This window comes from Vreelandella olivaria, from assembly GCF_023507745.1.
GTDB classification, from domain to species: domain Bacteria; phylum Pseudomonadota; class Gammaproteobacteria; order Pseudomonadales; family Halomonadaceae; genus Vreelandella; species Vreelandella olivaria_A.
The window spans coordinates 48325-67219 of the sequence record NZ_JALPZO010000100.1; the positions used below are offsets into that span (position 1 = coordinate 48325).

The following is an 18895-nucleotide window of genomic DNA, read 5'->3' on the forward strand; positions in this document are numbered from 1 at the left end:
GCATCATGCGTAACAATAAAAGTGTTGAGCAGCACCTGACCCGCAGAGGATGGGCCTTACCGCTTGTGTGGGGAGCGTTGTTACTGGTTGGTGTGCTGGGGATGCCCTATATGGAAGGGGTCTTCCGTTGGATGGAGGCGGATGCGCGCCAGGTTATTTACAACCGGGCTGAGTTTTATACCTTACTGGCAAGGCATCTGTTGGTGGTGGGCGTGGCTGCATTGGTTACTATTTCGGTCGGTGTGCTGGCTGGCATAGCGGTAACACGTCAGCGGGGGCGCGATTTTCTACCCCTTGTCGGACAACTGGCTTCCCTGGGCCAGACATTCCCACCGGTAGCTGTATTAGCCCTTGCAGTGCCCGTATTAGGCTTTGGAACGCTGCCTATTATCGTGGCGCTTATGCTGTACGGCCTGCTGCCTATTGTGCGCAATACACTGGTGGGGCTGCAGGATGTAAACGCAGATATTAAACAGGCGGCGCTTGCCATGGGGATGACCCCCTGGCAGATATTGCGCCGTGTTGAGTTACCCCTGGCGGCTCCGGTGATACTGGCAGGAGTGCGTACCTCGGTGACTATCAATATTGCGACCGCTGCGTTGGGCGCCACGGTGGGCGCCAGTAACCTGGGCGATCCCATTATTGCCGGGATTGTGAATGGCAATATGGCCTATGTATTACAAGGAGCGCTGCTGATTGCGTTACTGGCCTTAACGGTCGACAGTGCCTTTGATGTGTATCAACAACGGCTTCGAACCCGCTTATCTGCGTCTTAAGTTGTATCCCTAAAAGTAGCGTGCTGCGTTACTGTCCTTATGTTGCGTTGATCTGGGTTGCATGAACCTTGATGTCATTGACCTATGCTGGATAAATCCACTGGCATAAAAAGGTCAACACCGACAACAATACCCTCAAAAGGGGTAAAACAAGGACAAAAATGATGACGAAGTACGTACACCAGCCGCTCTTTATGACCGGCGACGAGTTCTCAATTGCGACCTTTGGTCTGCTCGGTCCTGAGGGTGAGCTGTACCAGGGCGCCAGCGAGCCTGCCCTTGAGCGTGACCATGCCAGGCGGCTATATCAGGCGATGCTGGCTACCCGCATTCTTGATGAACGCATGATGGCGGCACAGCGCCAGGGAAGACTCAGTTTCTACATGCAGTGTACGGGGGAGGAGGCCGCTGTTGTGGGCGCCACCGCTGCACTGGATGATGCCGATATGATCATGGCGCAATACCGTGAACAGGGCGCTTTGATGTATCGCGGTTTCTCCATCGATGAGTTCATGAATCAGCTGTTTGGCAATGAGCTGGATTATGGTAAAGGCCGCCAGATGCCCATCCATTATGGATCGCGCAAGCTGCACTACATGACCATTTCCTCCCCTCTGGCGACACAAATTCCCCAGGCAACCGGCTACGCTTACGGTCAAAAGCTGGCGGGAGAAGGGCATTGCACCCTTACCTTCTTTGGTGAGGGCGCCGCATCCGAAGGTGATTTTCACGCGGCGCTTAATATGGCATCGGTGCATCAGGTGCCGGTGATCTTCTTCTGTCGCAATAACGGCTACGCCATCTCGACACCGGCAACAGAGCAGTTTGCTGCCGATGGTATTGCACCCAGAGCGTTTGGCTACCATATGCACGTGATTCGGGTGGATGGTAACGATGTACTGGCGGTTTTCGAAGCCACGCTACAGGCCCGTAAAATAGCCGTAGAGCAGAACCAGCCGGTGTTGATTGAAGCGATGTCTTATCGGCTTGCAGCCCACTCCTCATCCGACGACCCGTCTGGCTACCGGGCCAAGAGTGAAGAGGAGGCATGGCGGCTCAAAGATCCTCTGCTGCGTATGCAGAAGTGGCTGGTGAAAAAAGGCTGGTGGAGTGAGGAAGAAGAAGCCAGTCAGCAGGAAACGCTGCGCCGCGAAGTACTTGAAACCCTAAAACGGGCTGAAAAACGTCCGCCGCCGCCTCTGGACTCTTTGATCAGTGATGTCTATGCCGATGTAACACCTGCACTGCAGCGTCAGCTGGATCAGCTTAAACGCCATATTCGTCGTTATCCGGATGCCTACCCGAAAGGCGCTCAGTCGCTGGACCTGGATGTGGGTGCGGCCACTGATACCGGGGGGGAGGTGTAAAAATGTCGACGATGAATATGCTACAGGCAATTAATAATGCCCTTGATACCGCCATGGCAGAAGATGAGAAAGTCATCTGTTTTGGTGAGGACGTAGGCGTTTTTGGCGGTGTTTTTCGGGCCACCAGTCACCTACAGGAAAAATACGGCAAGGCGCGCTGCTTTAATACACCACTGGTGGAGCAAGGCATCATCGGCTTTGCCAACGGACTTGCTGCCCAAGGGGTGGTTCCGGTTGCTGAGATTCAGTTTGCGGATTATATCTTTCCCGCATTTGACCAGATTGTTAACGAGACCGCCAAGTTTCGCTATCGCTCAGGAGACCTGTTCAATGTAGGTGGGTTAACCATCCGGACTCCCTATGGCGGTGGTATTGCCGGTGGCCTCTACCACTCTCAGTCGCCAGAAGCTTACTTTACCCATACGCCAGGGTTGAAAGTCGTGGTGCCCCGTAACCCTTACCAGGCCAAGGGACTGCTGTTAGCCACGATTCGTGATCCTGATCCGGTGCTGTTTCTGGAGCCCAAGCGGCTCTACCGGGCCGCGGTGGGTGAGGTACCCGATGAGGATTACCAACTTCCCATTGGCGAAGCTGACATTATCAAAGAGGGTTCTGATATCACGTTAGTGGGGTGGGGAGCCCAAATGGAAGTGATTGGCAAAGCGGTGGAGCTGGCTGAAGAGCAGGGTATTGCCTGTGAAGTCATTGATCTGCGTACGCTGCTTCCCTGGGATGCAGATACAGTAGCCGAGTCGGTGCTGAAAACCGGACGTTTGGTAATCAGCCATGAAGCGCCCTTGACCGGCGGATTTGCCGGTGAGATAGCTGCCACCATCCAGGAGCGTTGTTTTCTCTATCTTGAATCGCCCATTGCCCGAGTGGCAGGTCTGGATACTCCTTTCCCGCTGACATTGGAAAAAGAGTATCTGCCCGATCACCTGAAGATATTCGAAGCGATTCGTGAAAGCGTTAACTTTTAGCGCCAAGGAGAGTAACAATGAGCGATTTTTTACTACCGGATATCGGTGAAGGTATCGTCGAGTGTGAAGTGGTGGAGTGGCATGTCGCGGAAGGTGATCACATTGAAGAAGACCAGCCAATTGTCGAGGTAATGACCGACAAGGCACTGGTGGAGATTACCGCGCCAGAAGCCGGGGTGGTGAACAAGCTTTATGTTGCCCAGGGGCAAATTGCCAAGGTACATGCCCCCCTATATGCCTATCAGGCTGAGCACGAAGCAGGGCAGGACAGCCCCGCTGATGAACCCACTGAGCAGCAGAAGACCAAGACCGTTGTAGAGAAGACTACCAAAACTCCCTCCGAGCCGAATGAACAGGCGCCCAGTTGCATCATGAATGGTGCCAGGAGTGGCAAAGTGCCTGCCAGTCCGGCGGTACGTCGCTTGGTGCGAGAGCATCAGCTTCAATTAAGTGCCATTACAGGCAGCGGTAAGGATGGGCGCGTCTTGAAGGAGGATGTGCTGGCGCACCTGAATCACTCCACAGCGGTATCTGAGTCGTTTGAGCCTTCCACTGCTTCATCGGCTTCTCAATCGCCCAGAGTCGAACCGCTTAGGGGTGTGCGTGCCGTTATGGCGAAACGCATGGTAGAGGCGGCGAGCACCATTCCCCATTTCCACTACGGCGAAGAGATTGATGTCACTGAACTCCTTGCACTGCGTGAACGCTTGAAGCCACAGGTGGAGGCGCTGGGTGAGCGATTGACACTGATGCCATTCTTTATGAAAGCCATGGCGTTGGCCGTGGCGGAAACACCGATTATCAATGCCCAGCTGAATGCAACGGGTGATGAGCTGCACTATTTTACCCAGTGCAATATCGGTATGGCGGTGGATAGCAAGGCTGGCTTGCTGGTACCCAATGTTAAAGGTGTTGAACGGCTAACACTGTTAGAGATTGCCAGGGAAGTCGCGCGCCTCACCACTTCTGCTCGGGAAGGGCGGGTAGATCAGGCGGATCTTAAGGGAGGCACGATCAGTATCTCCAATATTGGCGCACTGGGAGGCACGTATGCCGCACCGATTATCAACGCACCGGAAGCGGCGATTGTCGCCATCGGTAAAACCCAGTGGCTGCCACGCTTTGATGAAGAGGGTGAGGTACAGCGGCGGGCAGTCATGACCATTACCTGGGCAGGGGATCACCGCTTTATTGATGGCGGAACCATTGCTCGCTTCTGTAACGCCTGGAAAGGCTTTTTGGAAGCGCCGGAAACCATGCTGCTCCATCTGGGCTAAAGCAGATGAGTCAGGCATCGCTTCAGCAGTTCTATATACCGGAAGAGCAGTCGGTATACCTGTTAAGCCACCATGATGCCCGCAAGCTTAAAGACTGGGTGGCGCTGTGCCAGGCGCAGCTGACTCAGTTGGGCTATACCGGGATTGAACTGATTGGCAAAGGTGCCTATGGCTTTGTGTTTGCAGGCAGTGCGCTACAACACGGCATACCTGCCCACTTTGTATTTAAATTTTCACGCATCACCTTACCCACCCACCTGCAGGAGCGCCTTGAAGAAGAGGCGTTCATGCTGGATCAGGTTGCTCACCCACGTATTCCAAAACTGGTGGCTTATCAGCGTTCACGGGGCCAGTCGATTCTGGTGATGGAGCGTGCCCCAGGCTGGAATCTGGAACAGGTGTCGCTCAAGGAAGGCAGACTCTCGCCACGCCTGATCATACATATAGCGTCACAGCTGGCAGATATTCTGTCCGTGTTGCGCCGAGAAACCGGCCCCGGTGCCCGGCCTGTTGTACATGGTGATATCAAACCATCGAATCTGGTGTTTGACTCCGAAAAGGAGTCCATTGCGCTTATTGACTGGGGGTCTTCCGTTTTTGCCCAACTGGACGCGCAGTTGCAATTTGTGGGTGCCAATGTAATGGAGCTGATGTCTGACAACCTTCAACAAACCAATGCGCGTCTGGGGGATGTCTACTTTATCGGTGAAGAACAGCTTAACGGCGCCTTGTCATCACCACGTTTTGACGAACAGGGGGCGGCGGGGACCCTGTATGCGCTTGCCTCAGCCCAGTCTTGCCGGTTTGGTCACCGCGCTATTCCTGCAAGCTCACTGGGGCTTCCTATGGAGTTCGCCCGTACACTGGATGGTATGCTGGACCCGGACCCTCTTGTGCGCCGCCGGGCGGGTGACTACTTCATAACCGCGATGCCGCGTATGGCCAGGGTGGTGATGGTTGATCTGCCAGTGGAACCCCAGACGCCGCTGGTGCCTGTATGGGCACGCGCTGCACATCAAGAGATAGACACGGTGGTGTATAGCTCACGTAAAGCATTTCTACGCGAAGTCGATGCCGAAGAAACCTTAAATGATGTCAATGATGTGCAGTTGGATCGCTACTACAAACAGTTTATGCAGGGCATGGGCGAGACTGAGAAAGCCTTTTTGGCCTCTGTGAGCCGACTGGGCAAATACCCGGTAGTGGGTGGTTTGGCGGTGCGTTGGGAACGGGAGGGGGTGTATATCGACTCCTCGCTCAACCTACATGACCCAACGTTAAAGCCGGCATTTATTGGGGCCGTAAATAATATGGTCCATTTGGCCAGAGCCATTCACCGCCAGGGGATTTTTAAAAGCTGCTTGTTTAATGCCCGGCAAACCCTTCACCTGGAACGTGAAGGGGTGGATGAGCCGTTTGATTGCGGGCCGAATATGGCGATTGCCTATGAGCTGAGCGCGGTACCGGAAATGGAGGATCGTACCCGTCAGCACAGCTATTTTGAAGATGGTCCCGACCCGGAAGAGTTGCTGGTACTACCCGGCACCATTATAGGGATTCTACAGCGGCTGAATGATATTCATCATACCGGCATGATCATCTTTGAGGCGTTGCCAAAGCACCTCAAAATTCACAGCTACTATCGACTGCTGGACCCTGGCCGAGAGCATGAGTTTCGTGCCTTATTGGCAGAGATGCTGCAGTCCGTCAGCCAGATAGAAGGGCTGGGCGTGTCCGGTTTTATGAAAATGCCCTATAAGGACACGCGCTTTTTTACCCATCTTGAGCGCCAGCCAGAGCGTTACTACCCCAGGGACCCACGTGATTACCTGAGAAAGCATGCAAGCAAAATAGCCAAGTCCTGAACGCTATTGTTGCCAGCCCTGCTTAAAGCAAACGTGCTTGCTCGGCCAACCAAGTGGCCAGCTGTTCTGTTAACTCGTCGCTGGCGCGTCCAAACGCATCCACTACATCAGGAATATCGACACTGCTGGCCTGGGCACGGGTAGTAAAGCTTTTGGCCGTTATCGGCTGACGGTTTTGCCCACCGACCAACTGTACGTCGAGCTGAATATGGGCGCTTGGGGGGGTAGCGTCGTACTCGCTTTGAAAGTGACGCAACTCGCTTAGCAGCAATACATCGTTAGGTAGACGGTCGCTGCCCACACTGGCAAACAGCTGGCGTTGTTGCAGGCCGGATATTAAGCGTGCCTGTAGCATATCTGGTGCATCTTCATGCCAGCGGGTGCCTGCATAGACATTGACGACATTGCGCTCAGGGTACACCACGATGCGATTGCTGCTAAGCAAGTGCCCCGCCTCTGGGGTGGCTACCCCCAGGCGCAGTGGAACCGTGGTCGAGGAAGGGGAGCGGATAGATGCCGAGTCGGACGTGGGGAGTCTGTAGAGGGTTGATCGTTCGCTTTCAGGGAGTATTGTGCAGCCAGCACTCACCAGCAGGATTGCTAACAGGGGGATACTAAGGGTGGGGCGCAAGCTCATGGACGGAACTCCTCTACCTGATCACGGCCCAGGAAAAAATCCGTTGGGCTCTCTTCAAGCTGGCGGGTGATCCGGTCCAGCGTCGTAAGGGTGGAACGCAATGCCGCAAGAGCAGGGGCAATATCCTGTGTTCCTTGCAGGGTATTCTCAACGGCTCCAGCATTGTCGTTGACCAATTGCTCAATGCGTTGGGCGGCACTGGCTACATCCCGGCTGGCATTGGCCGCACTCTCCATTACCATTTGCCCTTCCTGGCGTAGCAGCTGGGTGGCTTCCTGGCTAAGCGTATCAATACTTTCAAGGGTTGATGTTGCCTGGCGGGATACATCACCGAATAGTGCCATGTTCTCGTCCAGTGCTGCCTGCTGAGAGGCAATCATATCGGTGATTTGTGCAATATTATTAAGGATGTTACCGGCCTGCTCGCGATTGTTATCGTCGAACAGTTCGTTAACGTTTTTCAAAATTGTGTTGATGTTTTCAATCATATTCTCCCCCTCTTCAAATAGCGTAGCGATCGGCGAGGGGTCTGCGCGGATGAACGGCATGTCATCATCCGTTTGATCAATCAGGCGCGGGCTCTCAGGTGTGCCCCCATACAACTGCACCGACATGCTGCCGGTGATACTGGCAAACGCCAGCTTGGCACGGGTATCGATCTTTATAGGCGTGTCCTCATAGACACGAATATCGACAACAACCTGGCGAGGATCGTCAGGGTTAAGGGTTAATTCGGTTACCTCCCCCACTTCAATACCGTTGTACTGAACGGTACCGCCTACCGATAAACCACTGACGCTGCGTTCAAATAAAATACGGTAAGGTTGATAGTTACGGTCCCCGGCGGCGTGGCTCATCCACAACGCAAATAGCAGGGCTGCGACCGCAGTCAACAGAGTAAATAAACCTATCAGAACATGATGCGCGCGCGTTTCCATGGGCAAATTACTCCTTGAGGTCAGCAGTGGTCGATGAGGAGGTTGCAGCCGTTTGGGCAGCACGCCCCCGGGGACCGTTGAAATAGTCCTGAACCCACTGATCATCGGTTTTGGCGACCTTTTCAATGGTGTCCGTCACCAGGACGCGTTTTTGAGACAATACCGCTACCCGGTCGCAGGCGGCATAAAGCGTATCCAAATCGTGGGTGACAAGAAACACGCTAAAGCCCAGGGCATCGCGCAGCGTGACCAGCAGGTGGTCAAAGGCCGCGGCTCCAATGGGGTCGAGTCCCGCAGTGGGTTCGTCGAGAAACAGAATATCAGGGTCAAGGGCCAGCGCCCGTGCCAGCGCGGCACGCTTCACCATACCGCCGGAGAGTGATTCGGGAAACTGCAGGGCGGCCTTGGCGGGAAGCCCCACAAGCGACAGTTTGATACGCGCTATGTACTCGGCATCTTCGCGAGACAGCTTGGCATGTTCAATGAGGGGAAGTGCAATGTTCTCCTGTAGGTTTAATGAACTAAACAGAGCCCCCCGCTGAAACAACACCCCAAAACGGCGCTCCACCTGGCTTCTTTCCTCTTCACTTAGATCATTCAGGCGCGTGCCCAGCACCTCGATCGTGCCTTCGTTAGGTCGCTTGAGCCCAACGATACTACGCAGCAAAACCGATTTACCTGTGCCTGAGCCGCCCACAATACCCAGTATTTCTCCTCGCCGCAGAGTTAAATCCAACCCCTCATGAACGACATGGGCGCCAAAGCGATTTACCAGGCCTTTCACGCTAATGACCGGCTGTTCATCATGCTGAGATTGATCGTGAGTTTTGGTCACCACCCCATCTCCATAAAAAACAGCGCTGCCAGGGCGTCAATAAGGATAACCATGAAAATTGACTGAACCACGCTTGAGGTGGTGTGAGAGCCAACAGATTGGGCGCTGCCGCTAACCTTGAAACCTTCAAGACAACCGATAACCGCAATCACAAAAGCAAATACCGGAGCTTTGCTAAGGCCCACCAAAAAGTGAGTGACGGAGACGTCTTTTTGTAGTGTGGTCATAAATTGGGTAAGAGAGATATCCAGCGATAACGTTGACACCATGGCGCCACCCACTAGTCCGCTGATCATACCTACAAAAGCGAGCAGGGGTAGACTGATAAGCATTGCGATCACGCGGGGCAGCACCAGTAACTCAATGGGGTCAAGTCCCTGAGCCTGAAGGGCGTCTATCTCTTCGTTGGACTTCATCGCGCCCAGTTGAGCAGTAAAAGCACTGGCGGTTCGTCCTGCCAGCAAAATGGCGGCCAGCAATACACCAAACTCGCGCAGAAATGAGAAGGCTACCAGGTCGATGGTGTAGACCGTCGCACCGAAGTCCGCGAGCACCGTTGCCCCCAGAAACGCAACCACAGCGCCCACCATAAAGGTCAGCAGCGCAACGATAGGCACAGCATTCAGGCCGCTTTGCTGAATATGCGCAACCGTGGCGGTGAAGCGCCAGCGATGGGGACGTAGCAAAAGAGGCAACAGCGTCGCCAGTACCAGCCCAACGAATGCCAGTAACTGCCGCTGTTGCGACCATACTCCCGCCATGCTCTGACCAATACTGGCAAGCGCATCAGTAATGCGGTGTGGGGTCTGGTGCTGTATATCCAGAGGCGTATCCATGGCTTCTGCAATACGCACCAGCAGGGCCTGTTGCTCCTTAGGTAACTCGCTCGCCCATTCGGCCACCTGCTTTGCCTTGTCAACGCCTATCAGCTCGACAATCAGTGCAGCACCCGCTGTATCCAGTCGTTTGAGACCGTTTAGCGAGATGCTATCTGCTGAAGAAATGTTGCCCTGCCGATCCAGTGCACCCTTCAGGTCACTGTAATGGGCAAGGGTCCACTCTCCCTGGAGCGACATATGGCCGCTCTCTTTTGTTACCCACTCGTCTGGCATCCCTGCTCCTTATCGACCTGGACGATAACGTAAAGGCCCATGATGCAATCAAACGAGCGTTAGTTAAAGGCAAGTCGTCAGAGATTTAAAGGGAAAGCTAATATTTTGGTGCCAGCTCCTGCTTAATTTTAGCAGCCACCTCTTTTAAGCGGGGGCCGAGATTGCTCACCAATCGGTGATGATCCAGGCGCAGGCTGGAACCTCCGCAGTTAATAGCCATGACTTCGGCACCATCTTCCAAAATCAGCGGCATGGCGACGGCACTGATATCCCGTTGCCAATCCTGCTCTGAAAGGCAGAATCCATACTTGGCGTAATCTTTCATACTCTGCTGAATTCCGGCTTCGTAATGCGGCCATTCATTGCCGTAAAACGCTGCCAATTCCTGGAGTACCTGTTGGCGCCGTTCATCCGATAAGCCGCATAGCCACGCCCGCCCAATAGCGGATGTGGCGATCGGTAGCCGTGAACCAACATCCAGGCGAATAATCAGTGGACCATGGCCGTGGCAGGTTTCCAGGTACACCATATCGTTTCGGTCGGCACCGCCAAGGCTGACATTACAATCAGTGGCATCCGCAAAGGTCTGCAGGTGCGGGCGGGCAATTTCACGAATCCCCATATTGGCGAGGAAACGGTACCCCAGCGCAAGCACGCCAGGGCCCAGGCGGTATTTTTCCAGGTGGGTGTTGTGCTGTAAATAGCCCAACTGGGTCAGGGTATAGGTTAGCCGGGAGACCGTGGGACGGGGGATATGGGTGCGATTGGAAAGTTCGGCATTGCCTAGATACTCTTCGCCTGTGCCAAAGGCACGCAGTAGTTCTAAGCCACGGGCAAGGGCGGTAACAAAGTTACGATCCTTTTCTGGCAGTGGGGCATCGTCAGTGGTGGCGTCGGTAGAGTCCATCTGGCATCTCGGCATATGAGTAATGAATTGAGCAAGTATCGCATAACTGCTCGGGTGCAATGCAAAGCTCTCTTGCGTACTGCTGTCAACGTATTACCTGCTTAAGTATTGAGCCAGCCGCACTTACCCACAAGGACTTACCCAACAGGCAAGTACGGCGTCGGCTGTTAAGTGTCGAGGCGCTCTATAATGGTGGCGATGCCCTGGCCCACACCAATACACATGGTTACCAATGCATAGCGGCCTCCAGAGGCTTCCAGATGGCGCATGGCTGTCAGCACCAGACGTGCTCCGGAGGCTCCCAGAGGGTGGCCAATGGCGATAGCACCACCATTGGCGTTCAAACGTGAGTCGTCGCTGGAAAGTCCAAGCTGTTTGACACACCCAAGCACCTGCACCGCGAAGGCCTCGTTAATTTCGATAACATCCATCTGGGCAAGCGTAAGCCCAGCACGCTGAAGCGCTTTCTGGGTGGCGGGTACCGGCCCTAACCCCATTACCCTTGGGGCAACTCCTGCAACGGCGCTTGCCACAATACGCGCTCGGGGAGCGGCGCCAGCACGCTCGCCTGCTGCCCGTGTGCCCACAATCAGGGCGGCAGCGCCATCGTTAAGCCCGGATGCATTGCCAGCGGTAACCACCCCTCCTGCAAAGAGCGGGCCTAGTCTGGCCAGTTTTTCTTCGGTGCTACCAGGTCTTGGATGTTCGTCGTTATCAATTAACAAGGGGGGCTGTTTACGCCCTTGCGGTACTTCCACCGGGAACAGCTCGCCGCTGTAGAAACCCGAGGCAAGTGCCTGGGCGTAACGGGCCTGGGAGCGAGCGGCAAAGGTATCGCTGGCATCACGATCAATGTCCAGGTCATGGGCAATGTTATCCGCTGTTTCCGGCATGCTATGGCTGCCGTACTCCTGGGCAATCCATGGGTTTGGAAATCGCGAGCCGATGACGGTATCGTACATCGGCTGGTTGCGGGCGTAGGGGGAGTCCGCCTTGCCGAGTACATAGGGTGCCCGGGACATGGACTCGACACCACCAGCCAGAAACAACTCACCTTCGCCCAGGCGGGATGCCCTGACAGCATCCATGATGGCGGCAAGGCCGCTACCACATAGCCGGTTGACGGTTTGGCCTGCGACAGTAATGGGCAAGCCTGCCAATAGCGCCCCGTGTCGCGCTACATTGCGGGAGTCCTCGCCTGCTTGATTGGTGCAGCCGACAAGCACATCTTCGTAGCTCTCTGGTGTAAATGAGTTACGTGCCACCAGGGCTTTAAGCGTTAAACCAAGCAATTCATCAGGGCGTACCGCCGCCAAGCTACCGCCATGGCGACCAAAAGGTGTGCGCAGGCCGTCATAAATATAAGCGTCTTGTATCATCGTTGTTCTCCACGAAAGGTTAAGCAGCTGTGAGAGGCGTATCAAGTGCGGCGCGGCGGCGTAGCCACGGGCTTGGGCGATAGCGAGGATCGCCCGTTGCAGCGAGTAGATTCGTTAAAATTGTCATGATGCGCTTAATGCCGTAGTGGTCACCCATGCGTAATGGACCAAAGGGATAGCCCAAGCCAAGCTCTACCGCCCGATCAATCGTGTCCGGGGTGGCAACGCCCTGTTGGGCAATATCAGCCCCTACATTCACGATGCAGGCAACGATCCGCTGCAGCACAAAGCCATTACTGTCATTTAACACGCTAACCGGCGTGCCATCATGGTGGAGCAGGCTGCTCGCGGCCTGGATAACGTCAGGGTGGGTAATGGGGGTGGCCATCAGGCTGCGTCGTTGCTCAAGCCCGGCGAGCATATCCACTGCGACACACTGTCTGGCGTTTAACGCCTGGCGCAGTGCGCAACTGGTGGTATCTTCACCAAAGGGTGTAAGCAGGCAAAGAGCCTGGTCGGTCGGTTGTGCAGTGGTTTCCAGTGGCCAGCCAGCAGCATTGACCATATCAGCCAGCATTTTGGCGCTTTCGGGATCATCCTGGCTGATCCATACCGGGCGGGGGGGAACACGCGCAGGAGCAGTTTCTTCCGGCACCTGGGCCTGCCCCTCAACATAGCGATAAAAACCTTCACCTGTTTTGCGCCCCAGCAGCCCGGCTGCCAGCCGCTGGCGAGTGAGAGGGGAGGGCCGAAAACGGGCTTCTTCGTAATACTGGTGGTAGATCGATTCCATCACCGCATGGGAAACGTCAAGTCCCGTCAGGTCAAGCAGCGTAAAAGGCCCCATCCGGAACTTGCCTTGGTCGACCATAATGCGATCAATGGTGGCCGGGTCTGTTATGTTTTCACCCAAAATGCGTAGTGCTTCGGTACCAAAGGCACGCCCGGCATGATTGACCAAAAATCCTGGTGTATCAGTTGCTAATGCGGTGAAGTGTCCCATTGCTGCACCCATGGCCTTGACCAGCTTTATCACCTTTTCATGGGTGCGCAGCCCTGGAATAACCTCGACAATTTTCATCAGCGGAACAGGATTAAAGAAGTGAAAACCTATCACCCGTTCCGGGCATTGGCAGGCAGCCGCAATCGCCGTTACGGAGAGCGATGATGTATTGGTTGCAAGCACCGCCTGTGGGCTAACGATACCCTCCAGGTCACTGAACAGTTCCTGCTTGGCTTCGAGTTTTTCTACAATCGCTTCAACCACAATATCGCAGGGGGCCAGGGCAGTCAGCGAGGTCGCTTCTATTAAGTGGTCACTATAGCGTTGCGCTTGTTCAGGTGTAATGCGCTGCTTTTCAGCACTTCTTTGCCAGAGCCCATTGATAAAGGCTTGGGCCTCTTTGACCGCACCCTCTTTAACATCGAAGAGCATGACATCCATACCTGCCTGTGCCGCCAATTGGGCGATACCGCGGCCCATGGCACCTGTGCCAACAATACCAAGAGTAGTAAACGCGTTTGGGGTTGGTTCACTGGACATACGGCAAATCCTCATTGCAAAGGTTTTTGTTTTGCATTGCAAAATAGTATTTCGTTTATTGACTGCCATCCTAGGCTATGCAAAAGTGCCTGACAAGCAAAGTGAACGTTAATTTCGCTAGGCAAAACTATGTTGCCTGCATTGAGAAAGCATTCCTAAAAGACAAAAAAACAACGCCATGAGGAGCTGTCATGATTCGCGATCCCGAACTGCTTAATCAGTTGGTTGATACCATTTCTCGCTTTGTTCGCGAGCGCCTAATCCCTAACGAAGCGCGCCTGGCTGAAGATGATGCGGTGCCGGAAGACATTCTGGCGGAAATGAAGGAGATGGGGCTGTTCGGGTTATCGATCCCTGAAGAGTATGGTGGCCTGGGTCTTACCATGGAGGAAGAGGCGTTAGTCGCTATTGAAATTGGCAAAACCTCACCCGCCTTTCGCTCCGTATTTGGTACCAACAATGGTATTGGTGCCCAGGGTATGCTGATTGATGGCACCAGGGAGCAAAAAGACAAATATGTACCACGTCTTGCTACCGGAGAGATCCTGAGCGCGTTTTGTCTGACCGAGCCGGACTCAGGGTCCGACGCTGCCAGTCTGCGTACGACTGCGGTGCAGGATGGCGACCACTATATCCTCAACGGAACCAAACGCTTCATCACCAACGGGCCCGAGGCTGACCTGTTCACTGTGATGGCGAGAACCAATCCTGAGCATAAAGGCGCTGGTGGAATTTCTGCTTTTATCGTTGAAGGCAATACGCCTGGGCTGGTGCGCGGACCTGCGGATAACAAAATGGGGCAGAAAGGTGCCCATACCTGCGACATTATTTTTGAGAACTGCCGTGTCCCTGCGGAAAACATTATTGGTGGGAAGGAGGGACAAGGCTTTAAAACCGCAATGAAGGTACTTGACCGGGGGCGGCTGCATATCTCGGCGGTGTGTGTGGGAGTGGCGGAACGACTGGTAGAAGAGTCGCTGCGCTACACCATGGAGCGTAAGCAGTTTGGTGCCGCGCTTGCCGAGCATCAACTGATTCAAGCTATGCTGGCGGATAGCAAAACCGAAGCTTATGCAGGCAAAACCATGGTGATGGATGCCGCGCGGCGCAAAGATGATAGCGAAAATGTTTCGACGCTGGCTTCCTGTTGCAAACTGTTTTGCGCTGAAATGGTTGGCCGTGTCGCGGATCGTGCGGTGCAGTTACATGGAGGCTCGGGCTATATGGCGGAGTATGCTGTTGAACGCTTCTACCGTGATGTGCGGCTGTTCCGCATTTACGAGGGTACCACTCAGATCCAACAATTGGTGATTGCCCGGAATATGGTACGGGAGGCGTCGTAATGGCTCTTTCGGTCACTTATCAAGCGCCTGATGAATCCATTTTTGGACGGCTTGCCAGCGAGCTTATCGCTGAACTGCCCGAGCGCCTGAGTACCCGCGTACTGGAGAACGCCATCCAACTGGCGGATTACCCCGCTATCGTTGATGGCCCGGTTCGCTGGAGCTACGCTGAACTTGGCCGGGAAATAGCGGCTGCCTGCAACTGGTTAGGCACCTTGGATATTCGCCCTGGCGACCGCATCATGGTGGTAAGTGAAAACTGTCGTGCGTTGATCGTGTTACTGCTTGCAGCCAGTGAGATGGATGTGTGGGTGGCGATTGTTAATTCGCGGCTTTCGGCCCAGGAGGTGGACCTGATTCAAGGCAACTGCCTGCCACGGAGAGTGTTTTATACCTGCGAAGCCTCTCAGGAGGCGTGCCAGCATGCTGAACGGCATAGTGCGGATCGCTACCAGCATCCACAGTTGGGTAATCTGGCTATTTCCCTGCTGTATGAAAGCGAGCCGGAGCCTGTGTGCGCCAGCGGTGGTGAGCAGGTGGCCGCCATGATCTATACCTCGGGTACCACCGGCACACCTAAAGGTGTGATGTTGACCCATCGTGGCATTCTGTATATCGCCTCAATTTCCGGTGGTATGCGCCATTTAAGCGAAGGTCAGCGAGTCTACGGCATGCTGCCCATGTCCCATGTATTTGGGCTTTCATCGGTATGCATGGGGTCGCTCTACAACGGTGCCTGCCTCTATACCATCTCTCGTTTTGATGCAGCCCATATGCTGGAAACACTTAAACAGGAGCGGATTACTGTGCTCCAGGGGGTGCCGGCCATGTATGCCCGGGCGCTGGAATTTTTAAAACGCGCCCAACGCTCCCTGGATGCACCTGATCTGGTTTATATCTCTGCCGGTGGTTCACCACTGGACAGTGATACCAAGGTTAGGGTTGAAGCGGCATTTGGCCTGACACTGCACAACGGTTACGGTTTAACGGAGGCGAGCCCGACCATTAGCCAAACCCGGATTGATGATCATCACACCAGCAGCACGGTGGGCCGTGTGCTTCCATTATTGGAGTACCGTTTAGAACCCCTTGGTGACAGCGGGTCTGCCGTACAACCTGATGATGAAGTCGGCGAGCTGTGGGTGCGAGGTCCTAATATCATGAAGGGTTACTTTCGTCAGCCAGAGGCTACCCGCGCCACCTTAACCGAAGACGGCTGGCTCAACACCGGCGATATAGCCCGTCTGGATCAGGACGATCAGCTCTATATTGTTGGGCGTAGCAAAGAGTTGATTATCCGCTCCGGGTTCAATATCTATCCGCCGGACGTGGAGGCGGTGATTAATGAGCACCCGGCGGTGACATTGACGGCGGTAGTAGGGCGGCAGGTGGCAGGGAATGAGGAAGTGGTGGCCTTCGTTCAGTGTGAGCCAGGCGTGGAGGTTGACCTTGCAGAGCTGAAAGCGTTTATCGCCGAGCGGTTGGCGCCCTACAAACGGCCTACTCAACTGGTACTGATGGATACATTGCCTTCCACTGCCAGTGGCAAGATTCTAAAAGGGCGGCTGCGGGACTTGGCCCAGCAGGAGAGCGCTACATGAATCAACTGGACCAGACCGATAGAGGTTCACCGGCGTTGATGGGGTACCACGAATTGCTTGGTATGCAGATTATGGAGTGGCAGCCGAACCGCGCTGTAGTAGCGTTGACCATTGAACCTGCGCACCTAAACCGTAGCGGTAATGTACATGGTGGTGTCCTCGCCTCAATGCTGGATAGTGCCATGAGTCTGGCGGGCCTGCATTGCGAAGTGCCGGGCCACCTACGCCGTGGTATGACGTTGTCACTGACCACCACCTTTGTGGGCCCTGCTCGCCAAGGTGTGCTCCGTGCCACAGGAACAGTGCGTGGCGGCGGCCAGAAGACCTATATGTCCAGTGGAGAGGTTACCGACGAGAACGGGAATCTGGTGGCACTAGGTGAGGGATCGTTTCGTCGGCGCAGTGGCAGTGAATCCGCCCAGGGGACACCTGACCCCACCACTACCAATACAGCGGAGCCTGGAAGGTGAGCCAAGCCCGCCTGAGGGTCTCTTTTTTACTGCTTGTCACGTTGGCAACCTTGGCTCATCTGGTTATCGGTGGTGTTGTTTGGCAGGCTGTTGGGGTTGGGGCGCTGCTGCTTTACTTATTGACGATTGCCGGTCAGCTAACGCGCATGTCCAAAGGGTTATTGCTGGCGGCGGGAATACTTACGCTGTTCGCGTTATGGCGCTCAGCATCACCAGCGCCGTTGCTGTTTGACGCCGCTGGGCGCTTTGCGTTTTTTGCTACGTTTGTAGTGGCGTTAAGTATGCTGCGCTTACCTGCCTACCGTTCACGCTTAGTGCGTCGCTGTGGGCAGTGTATGTTGCTTCAACCTCCCAGCCGACGTTACCCAATTTTGTCGCTGGGGTCGGCACTGTTTGGCATTATCCTGAATATTGGCGTGCTCAACCTGTTTGCCGCCATGATTGAGAAAAGTAACACCTTGAATGCGGCCCAGGGGCGCCTCTGGGTGCAGCAGGCGCGTCAGCGCCGCATGATGCTGGCGCTGCTGCGTGGCTTTTCCCTGGCACCGCTGATTTCCCCGATGGGTATTGGGGTAGCGGTGGTACTGTCAAGCCTGCCGGAGGTGTCCTGGTGGGCGTTGGCTCCCTACATTCTGGGCGCGGCGGCACTGATTTTCCTGACGGGCTGGGCGGTTGATTTTCTCACCGGCCCGCATCCAGCTGCCAATAACACCCCGCTAGCGGCTCCTTCCCTGCGCCCTTTGGCGCAGTTCTGTGTGCTGCTACTGGGTATTGTGGCGTTAGTGTTTGGCATTGCCTGGCTGTTAGAACTCCGCCTGCCTATTGCCGCCTTGCTGGGGGCCCCTGGCGGAGCACTTCTTTGGCTTGCATGGCAACGCCGGCGGCTGGGTTATGTCGGTCTGCCCGCCGCAGTGGGTACCGTTCACCGGCAACTGCCGTGGTTGCTTTCCCCCAGTGCAAACGAAATCGTGGTACTGGGAGCCGCTGGCTATTTGGGACACCTGTGTGTTGGCTTGGTGGATACCCAGCAATTGGCCCCATTGTTTGCGCTACTCAATCCGTGGGGGGCCTTTAATGCGGTGCTCGCCATGCTGGTGGTGTTGGGGCTGGCCCAGGTGGGTGTTAACCCCATTATCACAGTGACACTTCTGGTAGGGTTATTACCGCAGTTAGGTATAGATGGGCTTACGCCACCGCTTATTGGGGCATCTTTGATGGTTGGCTGGGCGCTGGCGCTGATGTCCTCGCCAATGACTGCATCAATGCTGATTTTGTCGCGTTTTACCGGCGTATCTGCCACGTACATTGGTTATCGTTGGAACGGTTACTTCATGATAGCCGCTATTCCGTTATTGGCGGTGTGGTTTATATGGCCGCCTTTTTAATTATCGACCGAGCGTAAATGCTTGACCTTTGTAGAGTGCTTTTTTATTGTCCTTTTTTAAAAGTAAAATATTATTTTGCTATGCGGAATTCGTGAGCTAAGTATTCAGATGGAGCATGCCTTATGAAAATTCTCGTCGCGGTGAAACGCGTCATCGACTACAACGTCAAAATCCGCGTCAAGGCGGACCACTCCGACGTTGACCTTACCAACGTCAAAATGGCCATGAATCCTTTCTGCGAAATTGCCGTGGAAGAAGCGGTACGCCTGAAAGAGCAGGGCGTGGCCACGGAAGTGGTCGCCGTCACGGTAGGCCCCAAGGCCGCCCAGGAACAACTGCGCACCGCCCTGGCTCTGGGCGCGGACCGCGCCCTCCATATTGAAACCGACGAGCGCGCCGAATCCCTGGCGGTCGCCAAACTGCTGGCCAAGGTGGTTGGCGAAGAGCAGCCCGGCCTCGTGTTGCTTGGCAAGCAAGCCA

General features: G+C 54.9%; 17 protein-coding genes. 10 read left to right on the top strand and 7 right to left on the bottom strand.

Annotation, left to right across the window (positions count from 1 at the left end; translation table 11 throughout):
* Positions 1-5 precede the first annotated feature (5 nt).
* The 5 genes from HP566_RS08055 to HP566_RS08075 all read left to right on the top strand — a co-directional run bounded on the left by HP566_RS08055 (position 6) and on the right by HP566_RS08075 (position 6265).
* Positions 6-776 carry an ABC transporter permease gene (locus HP566_RS08055; protein ID WP_249976746.1) on the top strand — a complete coding sequence of 257 codons (771 nt, stop codon included), beginning with the start codon at positions 6-8 and terminating at the stop codon, positions 774-776.
* Positions 777-940: 164 nt separating this feature from the next.
* On the top strand, positions 941-2143 hold the full coding sequence (locus tag HP566_RS08060) for a thiamine pyrophosphate-dependent dehydrogenase E1 component subunit alpha (RefSeq protein WP_249976747.1): 1203 nt from the start codon (positions 941-943) through the stop codon (positions 2141-2143).
* 2 nt (positions 2144-2145) lie between these two features.
* Positions 2146-3123 carry an alpha-ketoacid dehydrogenase subunit beta gene (locus HP566_RS08065; protein WP_249976748.1) on the top strand — a complete coding sequence of 326 codons (978 nt, stop codon included), beginning with the start codon at positions 2146-2148 and terminating at the stop codon, positions 3121-3123.
* A 17-nt stretch (positions 3124-3140) separates the two neighbouring features.
* Positions 3141-4400, top strand: coding sequence for a 2-oxo acid dehydrogenase subunit E2 (locus HP566_RS08070; RefSeq protein ID WP_249976749.1), 1260 nt, complete (start codon positions 3141-3143; stop codon positions 4398-4400).
* Positions 4401-4405: 5 nt separating this feature from the next.
* Entirely contained in the window at positions 4406-6265 is a 1860-nt protein-coding gene (locus HP566_RS08075; RefSeq protein WP_249976750.1) for a protein kinase domain-containing protein, read from the top strand.
* Positions 6266-6287: 22 nt separating this feature from the next.
* Here HP566_RS08075 and HP566_RS08080 read toward each other — a convergent pair whose 3' ends face one another.
* The 7 genes from HP566_RS08080 to HP566_RS08110 all read right to left on the bottom strand — a co-directional run bounded on the left by HP566_RS08080 (position 6288) and on the right by HP566_RS08110 (position 13616).
* Entirely contained in the window at positions 6288-6902 is a 615-nt protein-coding gene (locus tag HP566_RS08080; RefSeq protein WP_249976751.1) for an ABC-type transport auxiliary lipoprotein family protein, read from the bottom strand.
* Complete coding sequence (locus tag HP566_RS08085) at positions 6899-7840, bottom strand: MlaD family protein (protein ID WP_249976752.1); 942 nt, start codon at positions 7838-7840, stop codon at positions 6899-6901. The genes HP566_RS08080 and HP566_RS08085 overlap by 4 nt, the downstream gene beginning before the upstream one ends.
* Before the next feature lie 7 nt (positions 7841-7847).
* Entirely contained in the window at positions 7848-8678 is an 831-nt protein-coding gene (locus HP566_RS08090) for an ABC transporter ATP-binding protein (protein ID WP_249976753.1), read from the bottom strand.
* The gene (locus HP566_RS08095; RefSeq protein WP_249976754.1) at positions 8672-9787 is read right to left on the bottom strand and encodes an MlaE family ABC transporter permease; all 1116 of its coding nucleotides are present in this window, start codon (positions 9785-9787) and stop codon (positions 8672-8674) included. The genes HP566_RS08090 and HP566_RS08095 overlap by 7 nt, the downstream gene beginning before the upstream one ends.
* 97 nt (positions 9788-9884) lie before the next feature.
* Positions 9885-10694, bottom strand: coding sequence for an IclR family transcriptional regulator (locus HP566_RS08100; protein ID WP_249976755.1), 810 nt, complete (start codon positions 10692-10694; stop codon positions 9885-9887).
* A 167-nt stretch (positions 10695-10861) separates the two neighbouring features.
* A complete protein-coding gene (locus HP566_RS08105) occupies positions 10862-12070 on the bottom strand; it encodes a 3-oxoadipyl-CoA thiolase (RefSeq protein WP_249976761.1) in 1209 nt (402 codons plus the stop codon).
* A gap of 22 nt (positions 12071-12092) precedes the next feature.
* The gene (locus HP566_RS08110; RefSeq protein WP_249976756.1) at positions 12093-13616 is read right to left on the bottom strand and encodes a 3-hydroxyacyl-CoA dehydrogenase; all 1524 of its coding nucleotides are present in this window, start codon (positions 13614-13616) and stop codon (positions 12093-12095) included.
* Positions 13617-13807: 191 nt separating this feature from the next.
* Here HP566_RS08110 and HP566_RS08115 point away from each other — a divergent pair, with 191 nt between their 5' ends.
* From HP566_RS08115 to HP566_RS08135, 5 genes are all read left to right on the top strand, one after another.
* Positions 13808-14959, top strand: coding sequence for an acyl-CoA dehydrogenase family protein (locus tag HP566_RS08115; protein WP_249976757.1), 1152 nt, complete (start codon positions 13808-13810; stop codon positions 14957-14959).
* The gene (locus HP566_RS08120) at positions 14959-16560 is read left to right on the top strand and encodes a class I adenylate-forming enzyme family protein (protein WP_249976758.1); all 1602 of its coding nucleotides are present in this window, start codon (positions 14959-14961) and stop codon (positions 16558-16560) included. The genes HP566_RS08115 and HP566_RS08120 overlap by 1 nt, the downstream gene beginning before the upstream one ends.
* Positions 16557-17030 (top strand): PaaI family thioesterase, encoded by a 474-nt coding sequence (locus HP566_RS08125; protein ID WP_249976759.1) that lies wholly within the window; start codon positions 16557-16559, stop codon positions 17028-17030. The genes HP566_RS08120 and HP566_RS08125 overlap by 4 nt, the downstream gene beginning before the upstream one ends.
* Positions 17027-18415 carry a hypothetical protein gene (locus HP566_RS08130; protein ID WP_249976760.1) on the top strand — a complete coding sequence of 463 codons (1389 nt, stop codon included), beginning with the start codon at positions 17027-17029 and terminating at the stop codon, positions 18413-18415. Before HP566_RS08125 ends, HP566_RS08130 begins: the two co-directional genes overlap by 4 nt.
* A 122-nt stretch (positions 18416-18537) precedes the next feature.
* On the top strand, positions 18538-18895 hold a 358-nt coding region (locus HP566_RS08135), incomplete at its 3' end, for an electron transfer flavoprotein subunit beta/FixA family protein (RefSeq protein WP_425348178.1).

What these genes read in the sequence shown, in the direction of transcription:
- HP566_RS08055 (WP_249976746.1), top strand. Translation starts at nt 6, where the DNA reads ATGCGTAACAATAAAAGTGTTGAGCAGCACCTGACCCGCAGAGGATGG.
- HP566_RS08060 (WP_249976747.1), top strand. Translation starts at nt 941, where the DNA reads ATGACGAAGTACGTACACCAGCCGCTCTTTATGACCGGCGACGAGTTC.
- HP566_RS08065 (WP_249976748.1), top strand. Translation starts at nt 2,146, where the DNA reads ATGTCGACGATGAATATGCTACAGGCAATTAATAATGCCCTTGATACC.
- HP566_RS08070 (WP_249976749.1), top strand. Translation starts at nt 3,141, where the DNA reads ATGAGCGATTTTTTACTACCGGATATCGGTGAAGGTATCGTCGAGTGT.
- HP566_RS08075 (WP_249976750.1), top strand. Translation starts at nt 4,406, where the DNA reads ATGAGTCAGGCATCGCTTCAGCAGTTCTATATACCGGAAGAGCAGTCG.
- HP566_RS08080 (WP_249976751.1), bottom strand. Translation starts at nt 6,902, where the DNA reads ATGAGCTTGCGCCCCACCCTTAGTATCCCCCTGTTAGCAATCCTGCTG.
- HP566_RS08085 (WP_249976752.1), bottom strand. Translation starts at nt 7,840, where the DNA reads ATGGAAACGCGCGCGCATCATGTTCTGATAGGTTTATTTACTCTGTTG.
- HP566_RS08095 (WP_249976754.1), bottom strand. Translation starts at nt 9,787, where the DNA reads ATGCCAGACGAGTGGGTAACAAAAGAGAGCGGCCATATGTCGCTCCAG.
- HP566_RS08100 (WP_249976755.1), bottom strand. Translation starts at nt 10,694, where the DNA reads ATGGACTCTACCGACGCCACCACTGACGATGCCCCACTGCCAGAAAAG.
- HP566_RS08110 (WP_249976756.1), bottom strand. Translation starts at nt 13,616, where the DNA reads ATGTCCAGTGAACCAACCCCAAACGCGTTTACTACTCTTGGTATTGTT.
- HP566_RS08115 (WP_249976757.1), top strand. Translation starts at nt 13,808, where the DNA reads ATGATTCGCGATCCCGAACTGCTTAATCAGTTGGTTGATACCATTTCT.
- HP566_RS08120 (WP_249976758.1), top strand. Translation starts at nt 14,959, where the DNA reads ATGGCTCTTTCGGTCACTTATCAAGCGCCTGATGAATCCATTTTTGGA.
- HP566_RS08125 (WP_249976759.1), top strand. Translation starts at nt 16,557, where the DNA reads ATGAATCAACTGGACCAGACCGATAGAGGTTCACCGGCGTTGATGGGG.